At 61.5% G+C, this 24,842-nt stretch carries 25 protein-coding genes; 9 read left to right on the top strand and 16 right to left on the bottom strand.

Annotated features, from left to right (window positions below):
• Positions 1–52 precede the first annotated feature (52 nt).
• The gene (gene fabR, locus AC1RQI_RS02525; RefSeq protein WP_481903533.1) at positions 53–673 is read left to right on the top strand and encodes an HTH-type transcriptional repressor FabR; all 621 of its coding nucleotides are present in this window, start codon (positions 53–55) and stop codon (positions 671–673) included.
• Here fabR and AC1RQI_RS02520 read toward each other — a convergent pair.
• Genes AC1RQI_RS02520 through guaB form a run of 5 tightly spaced genes read right to left on the bottom strand, consistent with a single transcriptional unit; the run spans position 661 to position 6,598 of the window.
• Complete coding sequence (locus AC1RQI_RS02520) at positions 661–2,004, bottom strand: UDP-glucose dehydrogenase family protein (protein WP_481903532.1); 1,344 nt, start codon at positions 2,002–2,004, stop codon at positions 661–663. The genes fabR and AC1RQI_RS02520 overlap by 13 nt on opposite strands.
• 11 nt (positions 2,005–2,015) lie before the next feature.
• Positions 2,016–3,020, bottom strand: coding sequence for a UDP-glucose 4-epimerase GalE (gene galE / locus AC1RQI_RS02515; protein ID WP_481903531.1), 1,005 nt, complete (start codon positions 3,018–3,020; stop codon positions 2,016–2,018).
• Positions 3,017–3,520: a tRNA adenosine(34) deaminase TadA gene (gene tadA / locus AC1RQI_RS02510; RefSeq protein ID WP_481903530.1), complete on the bottom strand. Its 504-nt coding sequence runs from the start codon at positions 3,518–3,520 to the stop codon at positions 3,017–3,019. The genes galE and tadA overlap by 4 nt, the downstream gene beginning before the upstream one ends.
• A 12-nt stretch (positions 3,521–3,532) precedes the next feature.
• On the bottom strand, positions 3,533–5,110 hold the full coding sequence (guaA, locus tag AC1RQI_RS02505) for a glutamine-hydrolyzing GMP synthase (protein ID WP_481903529.1): 1,578 nt from the start codon (positions 5,108–5,110) through the stop codon (positions 3,533–3,535).
• A gap of 24 nt (positions 5,111–5,134) precedes the next feature.
• On the bottom strand, positions 5,135–6,598 hold the full coding sequence (gene guaB, locus AC1RQI_RS02500) for an IMP dehydrogenase (protein ID WP_481903528.1): 1,464 nt from the start codon (positions 6,596–6,598) through the stop codon (positions 5,135–5,137).
• Positions 6,599–6,744: 146 nt separating this feature from the next.
• Between guaB and xseA the strand changes: the two genes are divergently transcribed.
• The 3 genes from xseA (at position 6,745) to AC1RQI_RS02485 (ending at position 10,900) form a co-directional block, all read left to right on the top strand.
• Positions 6,745–8,124 (top strand): exodeoxyribonuclease VII large subunit, encoded by a 1,380-nt coding sequence (xseA, locus tag AC1RQI_RS02495; protein WP_481903527.1) that lies wholly within the window; start codon positions 6,745–6,747, stop codon positions 8,122–8,124.
• A gap of 192 nt (positions 8,125–8,316) precedes the next feature.
• Positions 8,317–8,526: a cold-shock protein gene (locus AC1RQI_RS02490; protein ID WP_077530880.1), complete on the top strand. Its 210-nt coding sequence runs from the start codon at positions 8,317–8,319 to the stop codon at positions 8,524–8,526.
• A 289-nt stretch (positions 8,527–8,815) separates the two neighbouring features.
• On the top strand, positions 8,816–10,900 hold the full coding sequence (locus AC1RQI_RS02485; protein WP_481903526.1) for a dehydrogenase: 2,085 nt from the start codon (positions 8,816–8,818) through the stop codon (positions 10,898–10,900).
• Between the two features lie 62 nt (positions 10,901–10,962).
• Here AC1RQI_RS02485 and AC1RQI_RS02480 read toward each other — a convergent pair whose 3' ends face one another.
• Both AC1RQI_RS02480 and AC1RQI_RS02475 read right to left on the bottom strand, forming a co-directional pair.
• Positions 10,963–11,208: a ClpX C4-type zinc finger protein gene (locus tag AC1RQI_RS02480; protein WP_416634969.1), complete on the bottom strand. Its 246-nt coding sequence runs from the start codon at positions 11,206–11,208 to the stop codon at positions 10,963–10,965.
• Between the two features lie 2 nt (positions 11,209–11,210).
• A complete protein-coding gene (locus AC1RQI_RS02475; RefSeq protein WP_416634970.1) occupies positions 11,211–11,603 on the bottom strand; it encodes a thiol-disulfide oxidoreductase DCC family protein in 393 nt (130 codons plus the stop codon).
• A 98-nt stretch (positions 11,604–11,701) separates the two neighbouring features.
• Here AC1RQI_RS02475 and AC1RQI_RS02470 point away from each other — a divergent pair, with 98 nt between their 5' ends.
• On the top strand, positions 11,702–12,433 hold the full coding sequence (locus AC1RQI_RS02470) for a DsbA family protein (RefSeq protein WP_481903525.1): 732 nt from the start codon (positions 11,702–11,704) through the stop codon (positions 12,431–12,433).
• Here AC1RQI_RS02470 and AC1RQI_RS02465 read toward each other — a convergent pair.
• The 4 genes from AC1RQI_RS02465 to cysQ form a co-directional block, all read right to left on the bottom strand.
• Positions 12,427–12,966, bottom strand: a complete 540-nt coding sequence (locus AC1RQI_RS02465) for a DUF192 domain-containing protein (protein ID WP_481903524.1) — start codon at positions 12,964–12,966, stop codon at positions 12,427–12,429. The two genes, AC1RQI_RS02470 and AC1RQI_RS02465, sit on opposite strands and share 7 nt — an antisense overlap.
• The gene (locus AC1RQI_RS02460; RefSeq protein WP_416634973.1) at positions 12,963–13,229 is read right to left on the bottom strand and encodes a Smr/MutS family protein; all 267 of its coding nucleotides are present in this window, start codon (positions 13,227–13,229) and stop codon (positions 12,963–12,965) included. Before AC1RQI_RS02460 ends, AC1RQI_RS02465 begins: the two co-directional genes overlap by 4 nt.
• A 9-nt stretch (positions 13,230–13,238) precedes the next feature.
• On the bottom strand, positions 13,239–14,615 hold the full coding sequence (locus AC1RQI_RS02455; RefSeq protein WP_416634974.1) for a sodium-dependent transporter: 1,377 nt from the start codon (positions 14,613–14,615) through the stop codon (positions 13,239–13,241).
• 95 nt (positions 14,616–14,710) lie between these two features.
• Entirely contained in the window at positions 14,711–15,478 is a 768-nt protein-coding gene (gene cysQ, locus AC1RQI_RS02450) for a 3'(2'),5'-bisphosphate nucleotidase CysQ (protein WP_481903523.1), read from the bottom strand.
• Positions 15,479–15,709: 231 nt separating this feature from the next.
• Here cysQ and lipA point away from each other — a divergent pair, with 231 nt between their 5' ends.
• Positions 15,710–16,750 carry a lipoyl synthase gene (gene lipA, locus AC1RQI_RS02445; protein ID WP_416634976.1) on the top strand — a complete coding sequence of 347 codons (1,041 nt, stop codon included), beginning with the start codon at positions 15,710–15,712 and terminating at the stop codon, positions 16,748–16,750.
• Positions 16,751–16,785: 35 nt separating this feature from the next.
• Here lipA and AC1RQI_RS02440 read toward each other — a convergent pair whose 3' ends face one another.
• Positions 16,786–18,462 carry a 2-isopropylmalate synthase gene (locus tag AC1RQI_RS02440; RefSeq protein ID WP_481903522.1) on the bottom strand — a complete coding sequence of 559 codons (1,677 nt, stop codon included), beginning with the start codon at positions 18,460–18,462 and terminating at the stop codon, positions 16,786–16,788.
• A 463-nt stretch (positions 18,463–18,925) separates the two neighbouring features.
• Here AC1RQI_RS02440 and AC1RQI_RS02435 point away from each other — a divergent pair, with 463 nt between their 5' ends.
• Entirely contained in the window at positions 18,926–19,420 is a 495-nt protein-coding gene (locus AC1RQI_RS02435) for an Lrp/AsnC family transcriptional regulator (RefSeq protein ID WP_416634978.1), read from the top strand.
• Positions 19,421–19,428: 8 nt separating this feature from the next.
• On the opposite strand, the gene AC1RQI_RS02430 is transcribed toward AC1RQI_RS02435, so the two are convergent.
• On the bottom strand, positions 19,429–19,647 hold the full coding sequence (locus AC1RQI_RS02430) for a DUF3565 domain-containing protein (protein ID WP_481903521.1): 219 nt from the start codon (positions 19,645–19,647) through the stop codon (positions 19,429–19,431).
• 44 nt (positions 19,648–19,691) lie between these two features.
• The gene (locus tag AC1RQI_RS02425) at positions 19,692–20,099 is read right to left on the bottom strand and encodes a PaaI family thioesterase (protein ID WP_416634980.1); all 408 of its coding nucleotides are present in this window, start codon (positions 20,097–20,099) and stop codon (positions 19,692–19,694) included.
• Between the two features lie 125 nt (positions 20,100–20,224).
• On the opposite strand from AC1RQI_RS02425, the gene AC1RQI_RS02420 reads away from it, so the two are divergent.
• On the top strand, positions 20,225–21,958 hold the full coding sequence (locus tag AC1RQI_RS02420; protein ID WP_481903520.1) for a proline--tRNA ligase: 1,734 nt from the start codon (positions 20,225–20,227) through the stop codon (positions 21,956–21,958).
• Between the two features lie 10 nt (positions 21,959–21,968).
• Positions 21,969–22,547, top strand: coding sequence for a lytic transglycosylase domain-containing protein (locus tag AC1RQI_RS02415; RefSeq protein WP_481903519.1), 579 nt, complete (start codon positions 21,969–21,971; stop codon positions 22,545–22,547).
• Positions 22,548–22,698: 151 nt separating this feature from the next.
• Here AC1RQI_RS02415 and AC1RQI_RS02410 read toward each other — a convergent pair whose 3' ends face one another.
• The gene (locus AC1RQI_RS02410) at positions 22,699–22,836 is read right to left on the bottom strand and encodes a DUF2835 family protein (RefSeq protein ID WP_481903518.1); all 138 of its coding nucleotides are present in this window, start codon (positions 22,834–22,836) and stop codon (positions 22,699–22,701) included.
• 12 nt (positions 22,837–22,848) lie between these two features.
• Positions 22,849–24,756, bottom strand: a complete 1,908-nt coding sequence (htpG, locus tag AC1RQI_RS02405; RefSeq protein ID WP_416634984.1) for a molecular chaperone HtpG — start codon at positions 24,754–24,756, stop codon at positions 22,849–22,851.
• Between the last annotated feature and the right edge of the window lie 86 nt (positions 24,757–24,842).

Below are 24,842 nucleotides of genomic sequence, written 5' to 3'. Positions count from 1 at the left end.
AACGGCTACCATTGGCAGCGTCCGGCCACGTATATGAAGGAGACAGTGAGGGGTGTCCATCCGCGCTGAACAGAAGCTCAAGACCCGCCGCGCCCTGATGGATGCATCGCTACGCCAGCTCAGCGCCGATCGCGGCTTCGGCAGCCTGAGCCTGCGCGAGGTCGCCCGTGAGGCGGGTATTGCGCCCACCTCGTTCTATCGTCACTTCACGGACCTGAATGAGCTGGGGCTGGCTCTGGTGGATGAGGCCGGTGTTGCCCTGCGCCAGCTGATGCGCCAGGCCCGCAAGCGAATTGAGCGTGAAGGCGGCGCGATCAACGCCTCCGTGGAAACCTTCATGGAGTACCTTACGGACAATGCCAACCTCTTCCGGCTGCTGTTGCGCGAGCGCACCGGCGTTTCCCGCATCTTCCGGACGGCGGTCCAGGCTGAGATTGACCATTTCGTTACGGAGCTGGCGGAAGACCTGGAAAAGTTCGCCGTGGACAAGGGGCGGCCATTATCCGATGCGCACATGGTGGCCGAGTCCATGGTGGTGCTGGTCTTCCATCTGGGGGCAGAAGCTCTGGACGCGCCAGCGAAGCAGCGTACCCGGCTTAAAGAGAAGCTCAAGGTACAGCTGCGGATGGTGCTTGTGGGCGCCCAGACAATGGCGGACGATCAGGAGGCCTGAAACTGGTTCAGTCCGCGCCCGATGGCGTAGTAACTCAACCCATGGCGGCTCAGCATCTTCTCGTCGTACAGGTTGCGACCGTCAAAGACCACCGGCGAGCGAATGGTGGCCGCAATCTGGGCGAAATCCGGTGACCGGAACTCCTTCCATTCGGTGCAGATCACAAGGCAATCCGCTCCCTTGAGCGCCTGCTCCTTGGTCCCACTGAGCTGCAGCCCCGGCTCGTCCGGATAGAGGCGCTGGGTCTCCTCCATGGCTTCCGGGTCGAAGGCCTGCACGCGGGCCCCGGCAGCCCACAGCTTTTCCATGAGGACACGGCTGGGCGCCTCACGCATGTCGTCGGTCTTGGGCTTGAAAGCGAGGCCCCAGAGCGCGATGGTCTTTCCAGCCAGATCCCCCCGATAGTAGTGGCTGATCTTGTCGAAAAGCACGTGCTTCTGGTCGTTGTTCACCGCCTCCACGGCATTAAGCAACCGCGACTCGTAATCGTATTCCTCGGCGGTCCAGGCCAGCGCTTTCACGTCCTTGGGAAAGCAGGAGCCGCCGTAACCACAGCCGGGATAGATGAAGTGGTAACCGATGCGCGGATCCGATCCCATACCGCGGCGCACATGCTCAATGTCCGCCCCAAGACGTTCCGCCAGGTTGGCCACCTCGTTCATGAAGCTGATCTTGGTGGCCAGCATGGCATTGGCGGCATACTTGGTCAGTTCCGCCGAGCGCACATCCATGAAGATCACGCGTTCATGGTTGCGGTTGAACGGGTAATAGAGCTCACGCAGCAGCTCCTGGGCGCGCTCACTATCAGTTCCCACGATCACGCGGTCCGGCTTCATGAAATCATCCACCGCCGCGCCCTCTTTCAGGAACTCGGGGTTGGAGACCACGTCAAAATCGACATCCGCCCCCCTTTCCCGGAGCTTGCCGCGCACGGTGTCACGCACCTTGTCCGCAGTGCCAACCGGGACGGTGGATTTGTCGATCACTGCCTTATAGTCGTTCATGTGCTCGCCAATGCTGGCAGCCACCGCCAACACGTATTTCAGGTCCGCGGAGCCATCCTCATCCGAGGGGGTCCCCACCGCAATGAACTGCAGCTCACCAAAGTCGACCGCCTCAGCGACATCCGTAGTAAACCGCAACCGCCCCGCCCCGGTATTGTGGGCCACGATCGGCTCCAATCCAGGTTCGTAGATGGGAACGACACCTTCCCGAAGACGGTCAATCTTTTGCTGATCCACGTCCATACACATGACGTGGTGTCCGACCTCGGCCAGGCAGGCACCCGTGACAAGCCCTACATAACCGGTTCCGAAAATGGTGATGCGCATGCCGTTGTTCCTTACTGATTCGGTTGGGTATTCTGGCGCGCCTGCCAGTGACGCTCCCAGTCAAGCGCGGTCTGTACAATGGTATCCAGATCATCATGGGTGGGCGTCCAACCAAGACGCTGGACGATCCGCTGATTATCCGCGACCAGAGCCCCGGGATCCCCCAAACGCCGCTCCGACTCCACCACCGGGAAATCCACGCCGGATAGGCGCCTGACCACATCAATGACCTCTCTCACGGTGAAGCCGCGTCCATAGCCACAGTTCAGGACCTCGGAACCGTTACCCCGGCGCATATACTGAAGCGCCTGTACATGGGCACTGGCTAGATCCTCTACGTGGATATAATCGCGGATACAGGTCCCATCACGGGTGTCGTAATCCGTACCGAAGATCTGCATGCCCTCGCGGGCACCAGTAGCGCATTCACAGGCCACCTTGATGAGGTGTGTGGCTTCAGGGGTCGCCTGGCCCATCCGGGTCTGGGGATCCGCTCCGGCGACGTTGAAATAACGCAGGATCACATAGTCGAGACTGCTGGCGGCCGCCAGATCCATGATCATGCGCTCGCTCATCATCTTGGAGGCGCCATAGGGGTTAATCGGGGCCAGCGGCAGGTCCTCGGTCAGCACCTGCTGGTCCGGCACGCCATAGACGGCCGCGGTGGACGAAAACACGATGCGGCTGACCCCGTGGCGGCTCATGGCGCCCAGCAGATTCAGGGTATTACGGGTATTGTTGCGATAGTACTTGAGGGGATCCGCAACAGACTCGGGGACGAGGATGTGGGCGGCGAAATGCAGCACGGCAGTGAAGTCATTCGCGGCAAACAGCGCCTCCAGGGCATCCGGGTCCGCCAGGTCGCCCACCACCAGCTCGCCGTGTGTGACCGCCCATTCATGGCCGGTGGAGAGGTTGTCGAACACCACCACGTCATAGCCCGCCTCTCCAAGCTGGCGCACCACATGGCTTCCGATATAACCGGCACCGCCGGCGACCAGCACCCTGTCTGTCACTCATCCACTCCTTCTGGATCATTCCGCCGTCTATTCTTCTCGGCCCGCCGCCGCGCAAAGAAAGCTGTGAGCTGATTGCGGCACTCGGGCTCCCGGATCCCCTCGCGGACGGCGACCTGCCAGTTGAGGTACGCGGCCTCCAGAAGCCGGGCCTGCGAGCCAATCACGCCAGCCTTGGGCTCTCGCGCACCGAAGACCAGGGTTCCAATACGGGCATGGATCATAGCGCCCGCGCACATGGTACAGGGCTCAAGGGTTACATAGAGAGTGGCGCCGGTCAGGCGATAGTTGCCCAACCGCTGCGCTGCGTCCCTGAGCGCCAGGACCTCCGCATGGCCGGTCGGATCATTACCGGTTATGGGCTGATTGAAGCCTTCACCAACGATGGCGCCATCCCGCACAACCACCGCGCCCACTGGCACCTCACCCCGGGCTTCCGCCTGTTCCGCAAGCGCCAGTGCCCGCTCCATCCAGGCTTCGTCCTCGGCCAAGGCGGTCATGGACGGTTCCGGTTATTCCCACTCAATAGTGGCCGGCGGCTTGGACGATACATCATAGGTTACCCTGGAAATGCCGGGTATCTCGTTGATGATGCGGCTCGAGACCGTTTCCAGCAGTTCATAGGGCAGATGGGCCCAGCGCGCCGTCATGAAATCCAGCGTTTCCACGGCCCGCAGCGCGATCACGTACTCATAGCGCCGGGCATCGCCCACCACGCCCACGGACTTGACCGGCAGGAAAACGGCGAAAGCCTGGCTGGTGCGATGGTACCAGCCGTAATGATGGAGCTCCTCAAGGAAGATGGCGTCCGCCTCGCGCAGCATGTCCGCATAGTTCTTCTTGACCTCGCCCAGGATCCGGACGCCAAGCCCCGGCCCCGGGAAGGGATGGCGGTAGACCATGTCATAGGGCAGCCCGAGTTCCAGGCCGATCTTCCGCACCTCGTCCTTGAAGAGCTCCCGCAGCGGCTCCACCAGCTTGAGCTTCATGGTTTCCGGCAACCCACCCACATTATGATGGGACTTGATGACAGTGGCCTTACCGCTGCGTGATTCCGCGGACTCCACCACATCCGGGTAGATGGTGCCCTGCGCCAACCAGTCCACATCCGTGATCGTGGCCGCTTCTTCATCGAAAACCTCGATGAAGGTATTGCCGATGAGACGGCGCTTCTCTTCCGGATCCTGGACGCCGTCCAGACGGGCCAGGAAGCGGTCCTCCGCGTTGTGGTGGATCACGTTGACGCCCATGTTGCGGGCAAACATATCCATGACCTGCTTGCCCTCATTGAGCCGCAGCAGGCCGTTGTCCACGAAGACACAGGTCAGCTGGTCCCCGATGGCCCGATGCAGCAGGGCGGCGGTCACGGACGAATCCACGCCTCCGGACAGTCCCAGCAGGACCCGGTCGTTCCCCACCTTGTCACGGATCTGCTGGACGGCATCCTCAACGATCTCGGCGGGCGTCCAGAGGGCCTCACAGCCACAGATATCGAGCACGAAATGGGACAGAATGCGCTGCCCCTGGAGGGTATGCGTTACTTCGGGGTGGAACTGAACGCCGTAGAGCTGGCGGGAAGTGTCCTGCATACCGGCAATCGGAGCGCTTTCCGTGGCCGCCAGAACCTCGAACCCGTCCGGTGTTTCCACAACCTTGTCGCCATGGCTCATCCAGACATCCAGCAGCCGCTCGCCCGCCTCCGTCACATGATCGGCGATATCCCGGAACAGCTCGCTGTCCGCCGTTATCCGCACCTGGGCGTAGCCGAACTCCCGCTTTTCCGAGCCCGCTACCCGGCCACCCAGCTCCTCGGCCATGGTCTGCATGCCATAGCAGATGCCCAGTACCGGCACGCCAAGCTCGAACAGCCCCGCTGGCGCCCTGGGACTGTCCATCTCGGTCACGGACTCCGGTCCGCCCGCCAGTATGATCCCGCTGGGAGCGTAGTCACGCACCTCCTCGGGAGTGGCATCAAACGGACGGATCTCACAGTAAACGCCAACCTCTCTGACCCGGCGGGCAATCAGCTGAGTGTACTGGGAACCAAAATCAAGGATCAGTATGCGGTGATCGTGGATGTTCCGGGCCATGTGGACCTCTGGTTGTGGCGAAACTCAGCTGATGCGGTAGTTGGGCGCTTCCTTGGTGATGGTCACGTCGTGCACGTGACTCTCCCGAACCCCTGCGTTGGTGATGCGCGAGAACTCGGGCCTGGTGCGCATCGCCTGGACATCGCCGCAACCGGTGTAGCCCATGGCTGCCTTGAGCCCGCCCATGAGCTGGTGGACGATCGCTTTCATGGGCCCCTTGCAGTCCACCCGGCCTTCAATGCCCTCCGGGACCAGTTTATCGATGCCCTCGGCGGCGTCCTGGAAGTAGCGGTCACTGGAGCCCTGGCCCATCGCGCCCAGCGATCCCATGCCCCGGTAGGCCTTGTAGGTGCGCCCCTGATACAGCTCGACCTCGCCCGGCGCTTCATCCGTGCCCGCCAGGAGGCTGCCCGCCATCACGGTATGGGCACCGGCGGCAACGGCCTTGGCAATGTCCCCCGAGAAGCGGATGCCGCCATCAGCGATCACCGGTACATCCCGGTCGCTCAGCGCCTCCGCCACATTGGAAACAGCGCTGATCTGGGGAACCCCGATCCCCGCGACTATGCGGGTTGTACAAATCGAGCCGGGGCCGATGCCAACCTTGACCCCGTCCACGCCGGCATCCGCCAGCGCAATGGCCGCGTCGCCGGTGGCGATGTTGCCACCGATCACCTGCAGGTCCGGATAGCGGTCCTTCACCCAGCGCACCCGGTTAATGACCCCCTGGGAGTGACCATGAGCGGTGTCCACCACCACCACATCCACGCCGGCCTCAACCAGCGCATCCAGGCGTGCCTCGGTATCACCCCCCGTGCTGACAGCCGCGCCCACGCGCAGGTGGCCCTGGGCGTCCTTGCAGGCATCCGGATAATCCTCGGACTTCTGGATGTCCTTGACGGTGATCAGACCGCGCAGTTCAAAGTCATCATTAACCACCAGCACCTTCTCGATGCGATGCCGGTGCAACAGATCCTTGATGTTCTGGACATCCTCGCCCTCGCGAACAGTGACGAGTTTCTCGCGCGGGGTCATGATGTCCGAGACCGGTGTTTCCATGCTGCCCTCGAAACGAATGTCCCGGCCTGTGACGATCCCCACGAGGTCCCGGCCGTCCACAACGGGCAACCCCGAAATCCGGTTCGCGGTTGTAATCTGAACCAGCTCGCGCACCGTGGTCGTCGGCGACACCGTCACTGGATCCTTGACCACCCCGCTTTCATACTTTTTCACTTTGCGCACAGCGGCGGCCTGCTGCTCAATGGTCATGTTCTTGTGGATCATGCCAATACCGCCCACCTGTGCCATGGCAATCGCCAGGTCAGCCTCGGTTACGGTATCCATGGCTGCCGATACCAGGGGGATATTGAGCCGGATCCCACGCGTCAGGGGCGTTCGAAGATCCACCTCGTTGGGCATGACATCGGAATAGCCGGGGACAAGGAGTACATCGTCGAAGGTAAGTGCTTCTTCCGCGATTCGCAGCATTGGGTCCGCCTTATCAACTTGCCTTCCGGGGTTCTCTCTGGTTCACTTCGGTGTTGCGCACACCTCGGCAGGACGGTCGGAAAACCCCTTCAGGGCGCCTGTGGCGCCGGTTTCAGTAAACGAACATTATACGTTGCGACGACTGAATGCGTAAAGACGAGACCCCCGCCACCGCCACCTCAGGTGCTCTGTCGGTCAGCCAGCTCACCCGTCAGGTCAAGGGGCTTCTGGAAACCAGCTTCATGGAAGTCCATGTCGAGGGTGAAATCTCCGGACTGAGCCGCCCCGCATCCGGGCATTGGTACTTTACGGTCAAGGATGAGCGGGCCCAGGTCCGCTGCGCCATGTTCCGTAACCGTAACCGCCTCCTGAAGCAGGCGCCGACGGACGGCGAACAGGTCCTGATCCGGGCCAGGGTCAGCCTGTACGAGGCCCGCGGCGATTTCCAGCTCATCGTGGAATCCATTGAACCGGCCGGCCGTGGCGCCCTGCAACGCGCTTTCGAGGAACTCAAGGCCCGGCTTGAGCGCGAAGGCCTCTTCGCGATGGACCACAAGCAGCCGGTCCCGGTTCCGCCCCAGCACTTGGGCCTCGTGACGTCCGGAACCGGCGCCGCCATACGGGACATCCTGACAGTCCTTGAACGGCGCTTTCCCGGTCTCCCGGTCACTCTCTACCCCACCCCGGTACAGGGGGCGGACGCTACTGCCGGCATTGTTGGCGCTATTGAACGCGCCCACCGCCACGACCGCTGTGACGCGCTCATCGTTGGTCGCGGCGGTGGCTCCCTGGAGGACCTGTGGTGTTTCAACGAAGAAGCCGTCGCCCGGGCGATCTTCAACAGCCGGATCCCCATCATCAGTGCCGTGGGCCACGAAGTGGACATGACCATCGCGGACCTGGTGGCGGACCAGCGGGCCCCTACTCCCTCTGCCGCCGCGGAAGCCGTCTCGCCCAATCGCCAGGAATGGCTGGAACGTCTTGAAGGACTTGAGCAGCGGCTTGTCCAGGGAATACACCAACGCCTGCAGCAACGCGCGCAGCGGGTGGGTGAGCTGCGCCAGCGACTGCGCCATCCCAGACAACAGCTCCAGGAACAGGCTCAGAGAGTGGATGAGCTGGAAACGAGATTGCATCAGCAGGCCCGCCGCCAACTGGCCCAGCACCAGGAGCAGTTGCGCCAGTACTGGCGACGGCTGGCGGCCGTCCGCCCGGAGTACCGGCTGCGCCTGGCCCGTGAGCGCGTCCACGAGGATCATCAACGCCTGGAACGGGCCATGCGCGCCCGTGTGGAGCGGGAACAGGAACGCACGCGCAACCTGGCCGCACAGCTCGACCTGGTCAGCCCCCTGGCAACCCTCAACCGCGGCTACGCCATCGCTCAGGATGAGACCGGCACCATTCTCCGCCGGGCGGATCAGCGAGCCCCTGGAGACCTGGTCAGAATACGGCTTGGCCAGGGGCGCCTCGACTGCCGTGTGGAGGACGTACAGAAAACTTTGGAGACAGACAACGAAAATGCTTGACGTGCCCCCCGCACAGCCCCGATACTGCATCTGCTGCACACGTTAAGCGGCTTTTGTAAGTGAAAGCATTACGACGACCTGCATCAGGACTCCTCGTTCGTTCCTCACCGAAAGGCCTTCAAGCGTCTCAGCTCAAAGCATCCTCAATCGGGGATGTGACAGAAAATCGTGTTTTTTTAAGGAAAGTGCATCATGTCTGATCTCAATACTGGTCGCGTCAAGTGGTTCAACGAAGCGAAAGGCTTCGGTTTCATCGCACGCGAAAACGGCTCTGACGTATTCGTACATTACAGTGCGATCAACGGAACCGGTTTCCGGACGCTGACCGAGGGGCAGGAAGTCCAGTTCGCTATTACACAGGGCCCGAAAGGCCCGCAGGCGGAAAACGTCACCGCCGTGTAAAGCGACCGCAGGTCGAAAGCCCGGCTCTACGAGCCGGGTTTTTTTTTGCCGTAAAGTTCACATAAGCCGCTGTACCGACCCTTCTTACCCCCCTGTTATACTCTTCCTGACAATCGTTCACACACTGAAACGATTGCATTCATAATCACAGTCCCGTGTGCCGGCGAAACACACGAATGACAAATGCCCGCCGGCCGATCAGAACGGATTTCAGCAGCCTGACCGCTCCTTTGAAGGGATTCAGGTTCTGGACCATGCTGTTGGACGGGAATACCAAGGGGAGAAGTCCATGAAGACGGTTGTCAGTATCAGCCTGGGACCTGCCAGGCTCGATTACGACCTTGAGACCGAGTTTCTTGGTCAAACCATACGCGTCATCCGGGTCGGCACCGATGGCAGCGTGGATCGCGCCGAAGCCGCCATCCGTGAATGGGAGAACAAAGCGGATGTCGTCGGCCTGGGAATGGTCCAGGACCATTACCAGGTCGGCACCCATACCATCACCCATGACGAAACACGACGCCTCCAGGAAGCTGTCCAGTCGGTGCCCGTAACCACTGGGGCGACCCTGCGCAGCATCCTTCAGGACTGGGCCGTGCGCCATGCGCAGCTCGAGCTGGAGGAATGCTTCAATAATGCCAAGGTCCTGTTCCTCAACGGCCAGGCCAATTACCGACCGGCCCGCGTCTTCCACGAGTACACCGAAAACCTCTTCTTTGCGGACCCCGTGACCCAGCTCGGCGTCCCCAAGATGCTCACGTCACTGAGCCAGCTTGAGCACTACGCCGCCGGCACCGGCCCCATCCAGTCCTGGAACATCGGGGATACCGTGGGGCGCTTGCCCGTGGCCAGGCACGTAACCGACTATGTGCTGCGCAAGGGCGCCGAGAACGCGGACGTTATCGCAGCGCGATACAATGAGCTGGAAGCGATGGGCCTCGAGGAGCTGGGCGGCAAGACCGTGCTCACCTCGTCCATCTCCGACGAACGCCTTAAGGAACTGGGTGATCGCGGCGTCAACGTCGTCATTGATTACACCCCGCAGATCTTCAACGAGACCGTTGGAGTGAACGTCGTCGAAGCCATGATTCTGGCGGCCCTGGAGCGCTCGCCGGCAGAGATCACCCATGATGACTATCTGGAGATCATAACCAGCGAAGGCATCGAGCCACGCATCCTGTACCCCTCCGGATACAAACGGATCAGCCGCTTCGCCTTCGTCATCCACCCACTGTCACAGCAGTATTTCCGCAATGCCAAGCCGTTGGATGTGGTGGCCAGCTACGCGCCCAAGACCTTCATGAACACCGTAGAGAAGGTCATGGCGTATTCACCCCCCTTCGTCTACTCCCGGGTGAGCGGCATCAAATCACCCACGGGTGCGGAAGCCGAGGGGTGGCTGATCACCGTTGGCGGCACACCCAAGGAGATCATGTCGCACAGCCCGGAGTTCACCTACCGGCGCCTGCTGGCGGCGGCGCGCCTGGCCAAGCGCCTGGGTGCCCAGATCATGGGCCTGGGCGCCTTTACCAAGGTGGTTGGCGATGCGGGATTAACGGTATCCAAGCGCGCGCCATTGCCCATCACCACCGGCAACAGCTACAGCGCCTCCGGCGCCCTCTGGGCCGCCCACGAAGCGCTGAAAAAGCTGAACCTGGTGGAGGTCGGTGAGAACAACAAGGCCAAGGCTAAGGCCATGGTTGTGGGCGCTACCGGCTCCATTGGCGCCGTCTGCGCACGCCTTCTGGCCAAGGCCGTGGACGAAGTCTACATCGTGGCGCGCGAATCCGCCCGGCTGCTGGCGCTCAAGGAATCCATCCTGAAGGAAACCCCGGAAGCCAGCGTTCATGTCACATCCAACCCCAACAAGTACCTACGGGAGATGGACATGATCGTGACTTCCACCTCGGGCGCGGGTAAGCGCATCCTGGATATCATGGAAGTGAAACCAGGGTGTGTGATCACGGACGTGGCCCGCCCGCTCGACATTCCGCCGGAGGATGTGGCCAAGCGCCCGGATGTGCTGGTCATTGAATCCGGCGAGATCGAGCTCCCCGGGGATGTCCGCATGAAGAACATCGGACTGCCGCCCAAGGTGGCCTACGCCTGTCTGGCGGAAACCATTGTGCTGGCACTGGAAGGCCGCTATGAAAACTTCACTGTCGGGCGCGAGATCGAGTGGGAGAAGGTGCGCGAGATCTACCAGCTCGGCCTCAAGCACGGCATGAAGCTGGCGTCCATTTCCGGGGTCAATGGGGTTTACACAGACGAGGACATCGAACAGGTTCGCAACCTCGCTCTGGAGAAGCGCCCCTCTGAACCAACCGATACCAGCAACACGCAGGAAACGCTGAAACCGACAGGCACTCCCTGATCAGCCGGCGTCTGCCGGCCGGAACCGCGCCCCCTCTCCGGGGCGCGGTTCCTTAACCCGGTTCAGGACGAACGGAACTGGGCCAGGCACTCGCCACAGACACGGGCCCCCGCGCCATTGCTCACCATGGCGCCCACCTCGGACTGGGCACGGCCACAGAATGAGCACTGCCCCTGCGCTTCAGTACGGTGTACCTGTTCATCACCACGCAACCCCAGCCGCCGCGCGATGGAATCCATCTGGTCGTCGCTGAGCTGGCTCGCGAGAGACTCAATCTCTCGATCCAGGTTCTCGTCGTTGTCACTCATGATCAGGGCTCCTTTCTGGATGGTGGTAGACGGCCCTCACGCGCCAACCGGCGCTGGACCCAACGATGGTAGAGAGCGGATACAGGACGCTTTATCGGGCCCAGCGAGAGCAGCCACGCTAGAGGCCTGAGTAGTGGCACATGCCGCATAAGCAGAATATAGGCGGCCATCTCGCTGTGGATCCGCCCCTGGCCATCTTCAACATGGAGCTCCTGAAGGGCCAGCTCCGGATCGATCCCCCGCGCACGCAAGGCGGCCTCCTGACCGGTGATATCAAACCAGACAAGGTTCCGCCCGCCACGGCCGGCCAACCGCTCATAAAGCCGGCGGTCCCGGATGCAGACCGGGCAGGAACCGTCATAGTAAACCACCAGCCGCGATTCCGGACGATTCATCACGACCTCCCGCTTCGGTATTGTCAGCCCCGGGGCACACCGCTACGCTCTGGGGTCTTCGGAACCATCATAACGGACAATGAAAGGGAGCGCCCATCATGGGAGAAGCGAAGAACCGTCGGAAGACCGGACAGCCCAGCCCTCTCAGCCGTAAGCGCCGGCGCCAACGCCTGATTGGCGGAAGCGTATTCGCATTGGCTATCCTGGCCGTGATTGGCGGCGTCTACTGGCTCAGCAACCCGGCCCTGTCCGGAGCGCCCTCGCTGCCTACGGGCGAGGACCAGCCCCCCTTCCCCCAGGAACGGGACCGCCTTGGGGTCCAAGTCGGGGATCCGGACGCCCCGGTGGTGGTTCGGGAATTCGCTGACTTCCAGTGCCCGGCCTGCGCTGACTTTGCCGAACACCACGACCGCCTGATGTCGGAATACGTTGAGCCCGGAAAGGTCCGGTTCGTGTTTTTCGACCGGCCCTTACGCCAGCATCAGAACGCCGTCCCCGCCGCCCGGGCCGCCCGCTGCGCCGAGGATCAGGACGCCTGGAAGGCCATGCATGACCGGCTTTTCGCGCGCCAGGACGATTGGGCCAATGCCTCGGATCCGGAATCCGTTTTCACGGACTACGCCGCATCCCTGGGACTCGACGAGCGGGTGTTCCAGCGGTGCATGGGGCTGGACAGGCCCGCGGAAGAGGTAACCGCAAGCCGTAATCTTGCCCGGGACCTGAGCGTGACCCGCACACCGACGGTGATGGTCGACAATATTGCGCTCACCCGCACAACCTGGGCCCAGCTCCAGGCTGTTATTGAACGCGAGTTGGAGGCATCTCAGTAAGCCTCAGGCAATGCCCCGGGCGTCAGCGGCCGGCTTGAGTCACAGCTGGCCTGCTCACTTTCCCGTGCAAGGGTGACCGTGTCGCCTTGGGTAATGCCCAACGCCTGGGGCAGCCCCTGATTCACTTCCAGCGCCATCCAGTGCGTCACTCCGGCCTGGTAGCTGGGACACCCCGCTCCCTGGTTATCCCTACACGGAACCATGTCCTGAATGGAACGCACCACGCCCTGGCCATCCAGAAACAGGATGCTCAGCGGTATCGGAGTCTGATGCATCCAGAAGCTGTTGGTCGGGGCCTGCTGATGGGGATACACGAAGAGCATACCGGCACGACGCGCCAGCCTGGAGCGCTCGCTCAAGCCTTCCTGGCGCTGCGAGGGCCTGCGGGCAAGTTCAGCCTCCAACGGTACCGTACGCTCACCAAGGGGAAGGCAAAGCGTAACGGTTTCCGGGGCACTCTCCCCGGTGACGCTGCCACAACCGGCAACGGATGCCATGACCCCCCAAGCAAGTCGGCGCACCAGTGCCTTCATTGCTTCCCCTTGAAGCGGAAGTAGACAAAGAGCCGACCGTGATTGTCACGGTCCTTATCCAGCCGGTGATACCGCTGCTTGATATCCTTGCGGTCCAGAAAGCGCAGGACCCGTTTCTTGAGCTGGCCGCTTCCCTTGCCGGGAATAATCTCCACGGTGGAGACGCGCTTGCGCTCCGCCTCGTCGATGATGGCTTCAAGGGCCTGCTCGATCCGCCCTCCTTTATTGAAGATGGGATGCAGATCGAGCGTCAGCTTTGCCATGGTAGCGCCTCAGATGATGAACGAGAGCAGGCCCGTGGCGTTAAGGAAGATGAAGATCACCGCCGCCGGCGCGACAACACGGGTCACCCACAGCCACAACAGGAAAAGATTGTGGTGGTTGTGGGTATCCAGCTCCGCGGCAACGGTGGTCGTGCGCATTTTCCAGCCCACAAACAGGGCCACGCACAGCCCGCCCAGCGGCAGCAGTATGTTACTGGAGACATACTCCACGGCATCAAAGATGGTCTGTCCGAATATCTGGAAGCCCGACCAGGCATTGAGAGACAGGCCGCAGGCTGCGCCCAGGAGCCAGATCAGAACGGACACAATGGCGGCGGCCTTGAGACGATTGCCAATGAACGTCTCAGAGAGGTAGGCAACCGCCGGCTCCATCAGCGACATGCCGGAAGTGACGGCCGCAACGGACAGCAAGAGGAAAAAGACAACACCCAGGAGCGCTCCCAGCGTGATCTCGCCAAACACAATGGGCAGCGTCTGGAATACCAGGCCCGGCCCTTCGCCCGGCTCAAGGCCAACGCTGAATACCACCGGGAAGATCGCAAAGCCGGCAAGCAGGGCCGTGAGTGTATCCATCCCCACGATCCAGCCGGTGCTGACTGGAATCGAATTGTCCTCGGGCAGATAGGCGCCATAAACCACAATCGCCCCCATGCCCAGACTCAGCGTGAAGAAGGCCTGCCCCAGGGCCGCCAGCACGGTATCGCCGTCCAGCGCGCCAAAGTCCGGTGTCGCCAGGAAGGCCATCGCATCACCAAAGCCCTTCGTGGTCATGCCGTAAATGACAAGCCCCACCAGCAGTACGAAAAGCAGCGGCATCAGCAGGGTCACGGCCCTTTGAAGGCCTTTCTTCACTCCTGAGGCCACAATCCCGAAGATAATCACCATGAAGACTGTATGCCACAGCATCACCGCCGAGGGACTGCTCACCAGCCCATTGAACATGCTTTCGGCGCCTGCCGAGGAGAGGCCCTCAAAACCACCCATAAAGGCTTCAAACGCATAGAAGAGGGCCCATCCCCCGACCACGCTGTAGAACGAGAGGATCAGGAAGCCAGCAACAACGCCCATCCATCCGACCAGGGCCCATTTCTGGTTCATGCCCTCATCCCGTGCGATCAGCCGAAGGCTGTTGATCGGGCTGCGACGCCCTTTGCGTCCGATGGTGACCTCCCCGATCATGATCGGCAGTCCCACCAGCAGAATGCAGACCAGGTAAAGGATAACGAATGCCGAGCCGCCGTTTTCGCCCACCAGATAGGGGAAACGCCACAGATTCCCCAGACCAACAGCGGAACCGGTCGCGGCAAGTATGAAAATCAGACCACTGGACCACTCACCGTGGACCGAGCTTCGCTTCTCATTCATGATTGAGCCCTTCCTGCTTTTCTGTCGTTTTTGAAACCAGTTCGTAACCGCGAAACCCTAGCGGCTATGGTTAATCGGATCAATACGCCAATGCGTCAGGCAGGCGTAAACCAGGGGCCCGCCGCTACAAAATGAGGGTTGTACACGCTTTCCTTACCATAGCGCAGCGGTTCTCCCTCAAACGTAATGACGCGCCCGCCGGCGGCTTCAAGGACCGCCTGGGCCGCTCCAGTATCCCATTCACAGGTGGGCCCTACCCGCGGGTAGATGTCCGCCTCGCCCTCGGCAATCCGGCAGAACTTGAGCGAACTCCCTGCCTGCACCAGACAATGCGGCCCCAGGCTTTCAATGAACGCCTCCGTTTCCTCGTTCATATGGCTCTTGCTCGCCACCACGCGTTTCTGCTTCGGCGGCTCAACCACCTGCAGCCGCACCGTCTCGCCATCACGGCGCCGGAATGCGCCACTGGAACGCGTCCCCCAGTACTCAATCCCCAGTGCCGGCACCGTCACCACGCCCATGACCGGAACGCCATCTTCGATCAGCGCGATGTTCACCGTGAACTCCCCGCTCTGCTTGATGAAGTCCTTGGTCCCGTCAATCGGGTCCACCAGCCAGAACGCCTCCCAATCCCGGCGCTCCTCCCAGGACACCTCTTCCTCCTCGGATAGAATAGGCAGCTTCGGCACCAGAGAGCGCAGCCCCTCGACAATCCGATGGTGCGATGCCATATCCGCCTCCGTCAGAGGACTGTCATCCTGTTTCTGCGTCACCTCATAATCCTGACGGTAGAACGCCATGATCTTCTCGCCGGCGTCCGCGGCAATGGCCAGAACCTCGGGGACAAGCGCGTCGTAGTCCATGAGTGCATCCATAACGGGTGATTTTAATGAGCCGAATTGTGGCGCTGGAGCGGGTCTGAGTCCAGTCACCCACGATTTTTGGCGGTAGTTTCGTTATAATAAAAGCCGTCGTGAATCAGAGCAGCCCGTTGTTCTCCACGCCTGAAGAAGAAAAGGGGCCCGGAGGCCTCCCTACCCCTTTTTTCGGCAACGGATCCAGGGTTTGCCCGATCAAGGAGTCAGTACTGGACTATGAGTGATCGCCAGAAACCCCGTAGTGGTGAGAAATTCCGCAGCGAACAGGGCATCGCCGCCATCAAGGACGGCCAGAAAGCCTCCCGCGCCCAGGAAGTCGAACGCACCCGCAAGCCCTCTTGGCTGCGTGCCCGCATGCCCGGCGGCGAACGCTTTGAACAGGTCAAGCGCAACGTCCACGAACACCGCCTGAGCACGGTGTGCGAGGAAAGCCATTGCCCCAACATGGGCGAATGCTGGAACAATGGTACCGCCACCATCATGGTCATGGGCTCCGTGTGCACCCGCGCCTGCCGCTTCTGCGCCGTTGATACCGGCAACCCCAAGGGCTGGCTGGATCAGGACGAACCCGAAAACACCGCCCATTCCGTGGAAATGATGGGCCTGCGCTACATCGTGCTCACCTCCGTCGACCGGGACGACCTCGACGACTTCGGTGCCGGCCATTACGCTGACTGCGTACGGGCCATCAAGCGCCGCACTCCACACGTGGCCGTGGAAGCCCTGACCCCGGATTTCGACAACATCAACGAACTCGTGGAAACCGTTGTGGACTCCGGCCTGGAAGTCTTCGCCCAGAACGTTGAGACCGTGGAACGGTTGACTGAAAGGGTACGTGACCCGCGCGCCGGCTATAAGAAGACGCTGGATGTGCTCGAGCACGCCAAGAAGCACAACCCCAAAGTCATCACCAAGACCAGCCTGATGCTGGGCCTGGGCGAGACTGACGACGAGATTCTCCAGACCATGGACGACCTGCGCGCCATCGGCGTGGACATCGTCACCTTCGGCCAGTACCTTCAGCCGACCCAGAACCACCTTCCGATTGAACGCTGGGTAACACCTGAGGAATTTGAATGGTATCGGCAGAAAGGCCTGGAAAAAGGCTTTCTGGAAGTGCCATCGGGCCCGATGGTCCGCTCCAGCTACCGTGCGGACCGGGTGTTCGAGCAGAACAACCTGGGACTATCAGAGGCACCGGAGGTGCCGGGCCGCGAACCCGACCCGAACATCATTCCGGTTAAAACGGTAGGCTGAACCATCCCCGCCCCATGCAGGAGCGGGGTCCGCTCCTACATGACAGCCGCCGTATCCACGGCATTGGCGTGAACGCACCGCGCCACGGCTGACAGCAGCGCCTGAAGAGTCGCGGACGTCGTGTCCTCGGCCAGCGCGGCCGCACTGTAGACTTCCCCGTTGACCTGAAGACGGATGCAGGCCAGTGCATTGGCACTGGTGCCTTCGCCCAGGGCAAACTCGTCATAGGCCTCAACAGCCACGTTCACCCCATGGCGCCGCTGGAGCGCGTCCACGAGCGCCTCTACGGCCCCCTGGCCACTGCCGTTCAGCTCGGTGCGCTCGCCGTTGCCAACCACGACCGAAGCCTTGACGCCATCGTCCGTGCGGTGCAGATCGTAGGTATGCAGCGTCCAGCCTTTGGGGATCTGCAGGTAATCACGCTCAAACAGCTTGTGGATAGTGGATGAATCCACTTCCCCACCAGTGATCTCAGCCTCCTTCTGGACCACCCTGGCGAACTCAATCTGCAGCCAGCGCGGCAGGCTGATGCCGTAGTCGCGCTCCAGCACCATGGCCACACCCCCCTTGCCGGACTGGCTGTTGATGCGCACCACTTCCTCGTAACGCCGACCAATGTCCTGCGGATCAATGGGCAGATACGCCACATCCCAGACATCGCCTTCGCTGCGCTTGGCCATGCACTTACGGATGGCGTCCTGATGACTGCCCGAGAAAGCAGTAAATACCAGCTCCCCGGCCCAGGGATGGCGCGGGTGGGTGGCGATCTCGGTGCAGGCCTCCACCACGTCCACAATCTCCGCCATGCCGGACAAATCCACTTCCGGGTCAATGCCCTGGGAGTAGAGGTTCATGCCAAAGGTCACCAGGTCCATGTTCCCGGTGCGCTCGCCGTTGCCCAGGAGCGTGCCCTCAACGCGGTCAGCGCCGGCCATCACGGCCAGCTCCGCCGCGGCAATGGCGCAGCCCCGGTCATTGTGGGTATGCACGCTCAGGCTGAAATGGTCCCGATAGCGCACATGGTCGCAGAACCATTCGATCTGGTCCGCAAATACGTTGGGCGTGGCCATCTCCACCGTCGCCGGCAGGTTGATGATCACCTGCTGGCCCTGATCCGGACGCCAGACGTCGTTGACCGCGTCCACCACGTCCACCGCGTAGTCCACCTCCGTTGCGGAGAAGCTTTCCGGCGAGTACTGGAAGATCCATTCCGTATCCGGGTAGTTCCTGGCATGGCGCTGGACCTCCTTGGCGCCATCCACCGCGATCTGCTTCACCCCCTCCATGTCCATCTCGAACACCTGTTCGCGCTGGGCTGTCGAGGTGGAGTTATAGACGTGCACGATGGCGCGATGCACCCCGTCCAGCGCCTCGTAGGAACGCTTGATCAACTCCGGGCGTGCCGGCGTCAGGATCTGGATGGTCACATCCTCGGGGATGCGGTCCTCGCTGATCAGCTTGCGGCAGAAATCGAAGTCCGGCTGGCTCGCCGCCGGAAAGCCGATCTCAATCTGCTTGTAGCCAAGCTTGACCAGCAGATCGAACAGGCGCTGCTTCTGGGCAATGTTCATGGGCTTGACCAGCGCCTGGTTGCCGTCGCGGAGGTCGACAGCGGAATAGGTCGGCGCCTTCTCGATAACCTGATTCGGCCAGCGCCGGTCGGTCTTGTTGAGCGGCTTGAAGGGCCGGTACTTGCGATGGTCAAAGGCCATGGTCTGCTCCCTGTTGCTGTGCCTGGGATGGGATAAAGGCATTGGGGAACGCGTCCGCACGCCTTCCCGAATACCTCCATTGTGCATTGTGTCCTCAATACTGTGGTCGAACCACCGCCGGCACAAGCATGGGGCAAGCCTCAGGGGCCTGCCCTGCCCGCGCGCGCCTTTGTTGAGGAAGGTGGATCACACCATCTGTTCCGCTCTGGGACGCTTTTGGCTCCCGGTCCAGGGTGGCGTTGCGGACTGCCACCGGCGGCGCCTGGTTAGGGCCGCCTTTCCGGTCGGACGATACCAGCGCGGTAACACCGGCTCACCTCCCGGGGACATGCCCAAGATAACGAAAAGACCGAGCAATGTGTTTGCGATTTTGTGGTTTTTTGGGACCCAAAAGCAATAACCTGCTAAGATAAACCAAAATATTAGCCACAAATTCCCCGCAAAAGAAAAAAGGCGTCATACCATGGCGAAATCCGACACCGAGCTGGTTCATATCGACCGTACTGACCGCCAGATTCTGGAGCACCTTCAGAAAGATGGGGGCCTGACCAACCAGCAACTGGCCGAGCGCGTCGGCCTTTCACCCTCGCCCTGTTCCCGCCGGGTGAAGGCGCTGGAAGAAGCCGGGATCATCCTGGGCCGCAAGACTCTATTGGAACGGCGCAAGCTGGGCCTTTCGCTCACCGTTATCCTGCAGATCGGCATGGACCGCCACACCCCGGAGCGCTTCCAGGAGTTCGAGGAGCAAGTCGCTACCTACCCGGAGGTTCAGGAACTCTACTTGATCACCGGCCAGCAGGCGGATTACATCCTCAAGGTGGTGGTGCCGGACATGGAACATTACCAGCAGTTCCTGCTCAACAAGATCACCCGGATCACCGGCGTCAGCGGCGTGCATTCAAGCTTTGTGATGCGGCGGGTGATCGACAACACGGAGCTGCCATTGAAGTACCTCTGAAAGCCGGATCACTCGCGGCGGGGCTGCGCATCGGGCGGCGCGCCCTCATCGCATTTCTTACACCGGAGTTCCGTGCCAAGCATGGAATCACGCCCTTCAGGAGTGGCCACCCAGGGGCGATTGATGAACGGCGGATCATGGCGCACGTGCTGGTTGTGACCGCAGGCCAATTGAGCAACCCAATGGCCCTCTCCATCCAGGTGATAGCCGGTGATCGGTTGCTTCACTGGATGCCCCTTAAACGCAGTGTTCGCTTTGCGCTCCCTGGCGCTCATGGCAGGGCGTAGGTTCCTGTGACATGGGCAACCAGCTCCTCGCTATCCTCGGAATAAAGCTGCACCTCGCACACAGCGGTACGGCTGCCCAGCTTGAGCACAACCGCACGGGCGACCAGGTCACAGGGGCCGGGCTTGCGGAGGAAGTTGATGTTCAGGTTGCTGGTCACCGCCATCTGGACCTCCCCGAGCGCGCCCAAAACAGCCGCGTACATGGCCGCATCCGCCAGCGCCATCTGCACCGGTCCGGAAAGCGTGCCACCAGGGCGCACCATACGCTCATTGAACGGCACCCGCGCACTGGCGGCACAAGGCTCAATACCTTCCACCCGGAAATCGATGTCCTGGGCCATGGGCACACCGTCCCGGATCAGCTGCTGGACCTCCTCCGCGCTCAACTTCATGGTTGTTCTGTCCTCCGATTGGCTCTCGCGTGACCGCCACCCTGTACCCCGGCGGACGGACTTCGTAGAATAACCCTTTACTTACAAACCCGTCACTTTCGCACAATCCGAACGGATCCGTACCTATGCGCGCAAGCCAGTACCTGATCGCCACCCTCAAGGAAACCCCCGCGGACGCCGAGATCGTCAGTCATCAGCTGATGCTGCGGGCCGGCATGATCCGCCGCCTCGCCGGCGGCCTCTATACCTGGCTGCCACTTGGGCTGCGCGTTCTACGCAAGGTCGAGCGGATCGTCCGTGAGGAGATGGACCGCGCCGGTGCCCAGGAAGTGTTGATGCCGGCCATCCAGCCCGCCGAGCTGTGGCAGGAGAGCGGGCGCTGGAGCGAATACGGCGACGAACTGCTGCGGCTGAAGGACCGCCATGAACGCGATTTCTGTTATGGCCCCACCCACGAGGAAGTGATTACCGACATCGCCCGGAACGAACTCAAGAGCTACCGGGACCTGCCGGCGAACTTCTACCAGATCCAGACGAAGTTCCGGGATGAGCGCCGCCCCCGCTTCGGCGTCATGCGCTCCCGTGAATTCCTGATGAAGGACGCCTATTCCTTTCACGCCGATCCGGAATCACTGGACAAGAGCTACCAGCTCATGGTCCAGACCTATAGTGCCATCTTCCGTCGCCTGGGCCTGGAATTCCGTGCGGTGGAGGCGGACTCCGGTGCCATTGGCGGCAGCAAGTCCCAGGAGTTCCACGTACTGGCCAGCTCCGGGGAAGACGCCATCGCGTTCAGCTCCCAGAGCGACTACGCGGCCAACACCGAACTCGCCGAGGCGCTGCCCCCTGAGGGCGAGCGCCCCGCCGCCACCCAGGCCATGGACGAAGTGGCGACGCCGGACCAGACCACCATCGAACAGGTGGCCGGTTTCCTGAGCACCACGCCGGATCGTGTACTGAAGACCCTACTGGTCCACGCGCCGAAGAACGATGAAGACAGCAAAGAACAGCCACTGGTGGCATTGGTCATGCGGGGTGACCACAGCCTGAACGACCTCAAGGCGGAACGGCGCCCTGAAGTGGCGGAGCCGCTGACCATGGCCAGTGATGAGGAGATCCGCAAGGCACAGGGCGCGGATGCGGGCTCCATCGGTCCGGTCGGGCTGAAAGTGCCCATGGTCGTGGATCACGCCGCCGCGCACCTGGCCGACTTTGTCTGTGGCGCCAACCGCACGGGCTATCACCTCACCGGCGTTAACTGGGAGCGGGACGTGGCACTGGGTGAAACCGCCGACCTGCGGGAGGTGGAGGAAGGCGATCCCAGCCCGGATGGCCAGGGCTTGCTGGAAATCCAGCGCGGCATTGAGGTGGGCCATGTGTTCAAGCTGGGCCGCAAGTACAGCGAGGCCATGAACGCCACTGTCCTGGACGAGAACGGCAAGTCCGTTGCCATGGACATGGGCTGCTATGGCATTGGCGTCTCCCGCCTGGTTGCCGCCGCCATCGAGCAGAATCACGACGACAGCGGTATTACCTGGCCCACCGCGATTGCCCCGTTCGAGATCGCCATTGTTACCCTCAACGGTCACAAATCCGAGCGCGTAGCCCAGGCTGCGGAAAAACTGTATGAGCAGCTGAACCAGACCGGCTACGACGTGCTGCTCGATGACCGTAAAGAGCGCCCAGGCGTCAAGTTCGCGGACATGGAGCTGATCGGCATCCCGCACCGGGTGGTCATCAGTGACCGTGGCCTGGAAGCCGGAACCTATGAATACAAGGGCCGCAGTGATGCGGACAAGCAGGACGTAGCGGTGGATGACATCATCCGTTTCCTGGCAGCTCAGGTCATCGCGAACTAGGGTTCAGGGTATGCGTTTCATGTTCCGCGCCGTCGTTCTTGGCTTGTGCCTGGCGCTGGCTGGTCTCTCCCAGGCCGCAACCACGACCGAGCCGGACCCGGAGCTGCGAGCCAAGCTTCGCGAGGCCGTCAAGGCCTCAGACAGTTTTGAGGACCGGTTCGATGCCGAAGTCTGGCTGGTGGATATGTCGGGCCGCACCGAGCGCTGGCTTGATGACCATGAGCGGCGCCTGCGGATCCTGCGACTGGTTCACCGTGAGGCCAGCCGCCGCGGCCTGTCCCCGGAAGTGGTCCTGGCCGTGATCCAGGTGGAAAGCGGCTTTGACCGGTTCGCCATCTCGCCCGTGGGTGCCCAGGGGCTGATGCAGGTCATGCCCTTCTGGAAGGAAGAAATCGGCCGCCCCGATGACAACCTCACCAAGATCGAGACCAACCTGGTCTATGGCACCACCATTCTGGCGCACTACGTGGACAAGGAAGACGGCAACCTGGCAAAAGCTCTAGCGCGATACAATGGAAGCACGGGCAAGACATGGTACCCGGAACGGGTATTTGATGCGCTGGAGCAGCACTTCCACGTCAACCGCTGAAACACGGGCCTGACAGAAGCGCCAGCTACCCAATGGGGGACGGCGGTGTATCGCGTGGAACGTCACCGACCTTTTCCACGGAATGGAACCTGCCTTCACCATCGTAATGGATCATGAAACTGCCGAAGACACCATCATGCTCCATCCACGGCTACAGGATACGGGCGGGAAACACAACAGACCGCCCATCGCGCGCCCTTACCCAGACGCGCCAGGCGGTCCCTTCGTAGACCCGGAGCCAGTCATCCCGGTGGATCACCACATCGACGATCACTGACTCCCCGGCCATGCTGCCTCCGGCTTACTCCGCCAGTTCCAGCAGGAGACGGTTGAGGCGGGACACATAGGTGCCCGGATCCTCGATCTCCTGACCACTGGCCAACGTGGCCTGGTCGAAGATCACCTGGGTCAGGTCCGAGAAGCGCTCTTCGCCCTGCTCTTTTTCGAGCCGCTGCAACAGCGGATGATCCACATTGATCTCGAAGATCGGCTTGGACTCGGGAACCGGCTGCCCTGCCGCCTCCATGATCTTGCGCATCTGATGACCCATGTCGTAATCGCCAACGGCCAGGCATGCCGGCGATTCGGTCAGACGCTTGGTCACCTTCACTTCCTTCACCCGGTCGGACAGAACCTTCTGGATACGCTCAACGAGGTCCTTGTGCTCCTCGGAGGCCTGCTCCTGTTCCTTCTTTTCCTCCTCGGATTCGATCTCGTCCAGATCCAGTTCACCGCGGGAGATATCCTGCAGGTGCTTGCCTTCGTACTCGCTGAGATACCCCATCATCCACTCGTCGATGCGGTCGGACAGCAGCAGTACCTCGATGCCCTTCTTGCGGAAGATTTCCAGGTGCGGACTGGCCTTGGCCGCCTGATGGGAATCCGCGGTCAGGAAGTAGATCTTCTCCTGGCCTTCCTTCATGCGCGCCACATAGTCATCCAACGAGACATTCTGGGTGGCCTCGCCGGTATGCGTGGACGCAAAGCGCAGCAACGGCAGAATCTTCTCGCGATTCCCGAAGTCTTCCGCAGGACCTTCCTTCAGAACCTGACCGAACTGGTCCCAGAACTGCTGGTATTTCTCGGGATCGTTGTTGGCCAGCTTCTTGAGCATGTCCAGAACCCGCTTGGTCAACGCGGTACGGATGCTCTCAACGGTGCTGTCGTTCTGCAGGATCTCGCGCGAGACGTTGAGCGAGAGGTCATTGCTGTCGATCACGCCCCGCACGTACCGCAGGTACAGCGGCAGGAACTGCTCCGCGTCGTCCATGATGAATACACGCTGGACGTACAGCTTAAGCCCACGGGAAGCGTCCCGGTTGTACAGGTCAAAGGGCGCCCGGCCCGGGATGTAGAGCAGGCTGGTGTAATCCAGCGAACCTTCCACCCGGTTATGGGACCAGGTCAGCGGGTCCTCAAAGTCATGGGCGATGTGCTTGTAGAACGCCTTGTACTCGTCCTCGCTGATCTCATTGCGAGGCCGTGTCCACAGCGCTGTCGCCTCGTTGACGGTTTCCTCGGCTGGCTGATCCTCCTGATTTTCCTCTTCTTCGCCGGTCGGTTCCGGTGGCATACGAACCGGGAAGGAAATGTGGTCGGAGTACTTCTTGACCAGATGGCGCAGACGGTGGCCGTCCGCAAAATCCTTCGCATCCTCTCTAAGGTGCAGCGTCACCGTGGTCCCGCGCGGTGCATCCGGCACCTGTTCGATCGTGAACTGGCCATCGCCACTGGAGACCCAGTGAACGCCTTCCGACGGGTCCGCATCCGCCTTGCGGGTTACAACGTCCACCTGGTCCGCCACGATGAAGGAGGAGTAGAAGCCCACCCCGAACTGGCCGATCAGCTTGGCGTCCTTCTGCTGGTCACCGGTGAGCTGGTTGAGGAAGTCAGAGGTTCCGGACTTGGCGATGGTGCCCAGGTTCTCGATCACCTCGTCACGGCTCATGCCAATGCCGTTATCCCGGATGGTGATGGTTCCGGCTTCCTGGTCATAGCTGAGGTGGATGGCCAGGTCCGGATCCTCTTCCAGAAGCTCCGGCTTGGACAGCGACTCGAACCGCAGCTTGTCCTCGGCGTCCGAGGCGTTGGAGATCAGTTCGCGCAGAAAGACCTCCCGGTTCGAGTAGAGCGAATTGATAACGATGTTGAGAAGCTGCTTGACCTCGGTCTGGAAACCAAGCGTTTCTTTCTGTGCTTCGGCAGTCATGACGCGCCGCACTCCTTCATGGTTGATGCCTGCTTGAATCGGTTGGTAGCGCCCAATCTTGGGGCAGCGCGACAGATTTCAAGGGC

It is taken from the genome of Salicola sp. AFF1, assembly GCF_056783195.1.
The sequence above is the reverse complement of the archived record's forward strand: the minus strand, read 5'-3'. Positions and strand labels throughout refer to the sequence as shown.

Bases quoted from the DNA above. Each gene is read 5' to 3' on its own strand.
- AC1RQI_RS02460 (WP_416634973.1), bottom strand. From the start codon at position 13,229: ATGGCAAAGCTGACGCTCGATCTGCATCCCATCTTCAATAAAGGAGGG.
- AC1RQI_RS02420 (WP_481903520.1), top strand. From the start codon at position 20,225: ATGCGCGCAAGCCAGTACCTGATCGCCACCCTCAAGGAAACCCCCGCG.
- AC1RQI_RS02465 (WP_481903524.1), bottom strand. From the start codon at position 12,966: ATGAAGGCACTGGTGCGCCGACTTGCTTGGGGGGTCATGGCATCCGTT.
- guaA (WP_481903529.1), bottom strand. From the start codon at position 5,110: ATGGCCCGGAACATCCACGATCACCGCATACTGATCCTTGATTTTGGT.
- cysQ (WP_481903523.1), bottom strand. From the start codon at position 15,478: ATGGACTACGACGCGCTTGTCCCCGAGGTTCTGGCCATTGCCGCGGAC.
- guaB (WP_481903528.1), bottom strand. From the start codon at position 6,598: ATGCTGCGAATCGCGGAAGAAGCACTTACCTTCGACGATGTACTCCTT.
- AC1RQI_RS02485 (WP_481903526.1), top strand. From the start codon at position 8,816: ATGAAGACGGTTGTCAGTATCAGCCTGGGACCTGCCAGGCTCGATTAC.
- AC1RQI_RS02475 (WP_416634970.1), bottom strand. From the start codon at position 11,603: ATGAATCGTCCGGAATCGCGGCTGGTGGTTTACTATGACGGTTCCTGC.
- AC1RQI_RS02440 (WP_481903522.1), bottom strand. From the start codon at position 18,462: ATGGCCTTTGACCATCGCAAGTACCGGCCCTTCAAGCCGCTCAACAAG.
- AC1RQI_RS02480 (WP_416634969.1), bottom strand. From the start codon at position 11,208: ATGAGTGACAACGACGAGAACCTGGATCGAGAGATTGAGTCTCTCGCG.
- lipA (WP_416634976.1), top strand. From the start codon at position 15,710: ATGAGTGATCGCCAGAAACCCCGTAGTGGTGAGAAATTCCGCAGCGAA.
- AC1RQI_RS02435 (WP_416634978.1), top strand. From the start codon at position 18,926: ATGGCGAAATCCGACACCGAGCTGGTTCATATCGACCGTACTGACCGC.
- AC1RQI_RS02455 (WP_416634974.1), bottom strand. From the start codon at position 14,615: ATGAATGAGAAGCGAAGCTCGGTCCACGGTGAGTGGTCCAGTGGTCTG.
- AC1RQI_RS02520 (WP_481903532.1), bottom strand. From the start codon at position 2,004: ATGCGCATCACCATTTTCGGAACCGGTTATGTAGGGCTTGTCACGGGT.
- AC1RQI_RS02470 (WP_481903525.1), top strand. From the start codon at position 11,702: ATGGGAGAAGCGAAGAACCGTCGGAAGACCGGACAGCCCAGCCCTCTC.
- AC1RQI_RS02410 (WP_481903518.1), bottom strand. From the start codon at position 22,836: ATGGCCGGGGAGTCAGTGATCGTCGATGTGGTGATCCACCGGGATGAC.
- tadA (WP_481903530.1), bottom strand. From the start codon at position 3,520: ATGACCGCCTTGGCCGAGGACGAAGCCTGGATGGAGCGGGCACTGGCG.
- htpG (WP_416634984.1), bottom strand. From the start codon at position 24,756: ATGACTGCCGAAGCACAGAAAGAAACGCTTGGTTTCCAGACCGAGGTC.
- xseA (WP_481903527.1), top strand. From the start codon at position 6,745: ATGCGTAAAGACGAGACCCCCGCCACCGCCACCTCAGGTGCTCTGTCG.
- AC1RQI_RS02490 (WP_077530880.1), top strand. From the start codon at position 8,317: ATGTCTGATCTCAATACTGGTCGCGTCAAGTGGTTCAACGAAGCGAAA.
- AC1RQI_RS02425 (WP_416634980.1), bottom strand. From the start codon at position 20,099: ATGAAGTTGAGCGCGGAGGAGGTCCAGCAGCTGATCCGGGACGGTGTG.
- AC1RQI_RS02415 (WP_481903519.1), top strand. From the start codon at position 21,969: ATGCGTTTCATGTTCCGCGCCGTCGTTCTTGGCTTGTGCCTGGCGCTG.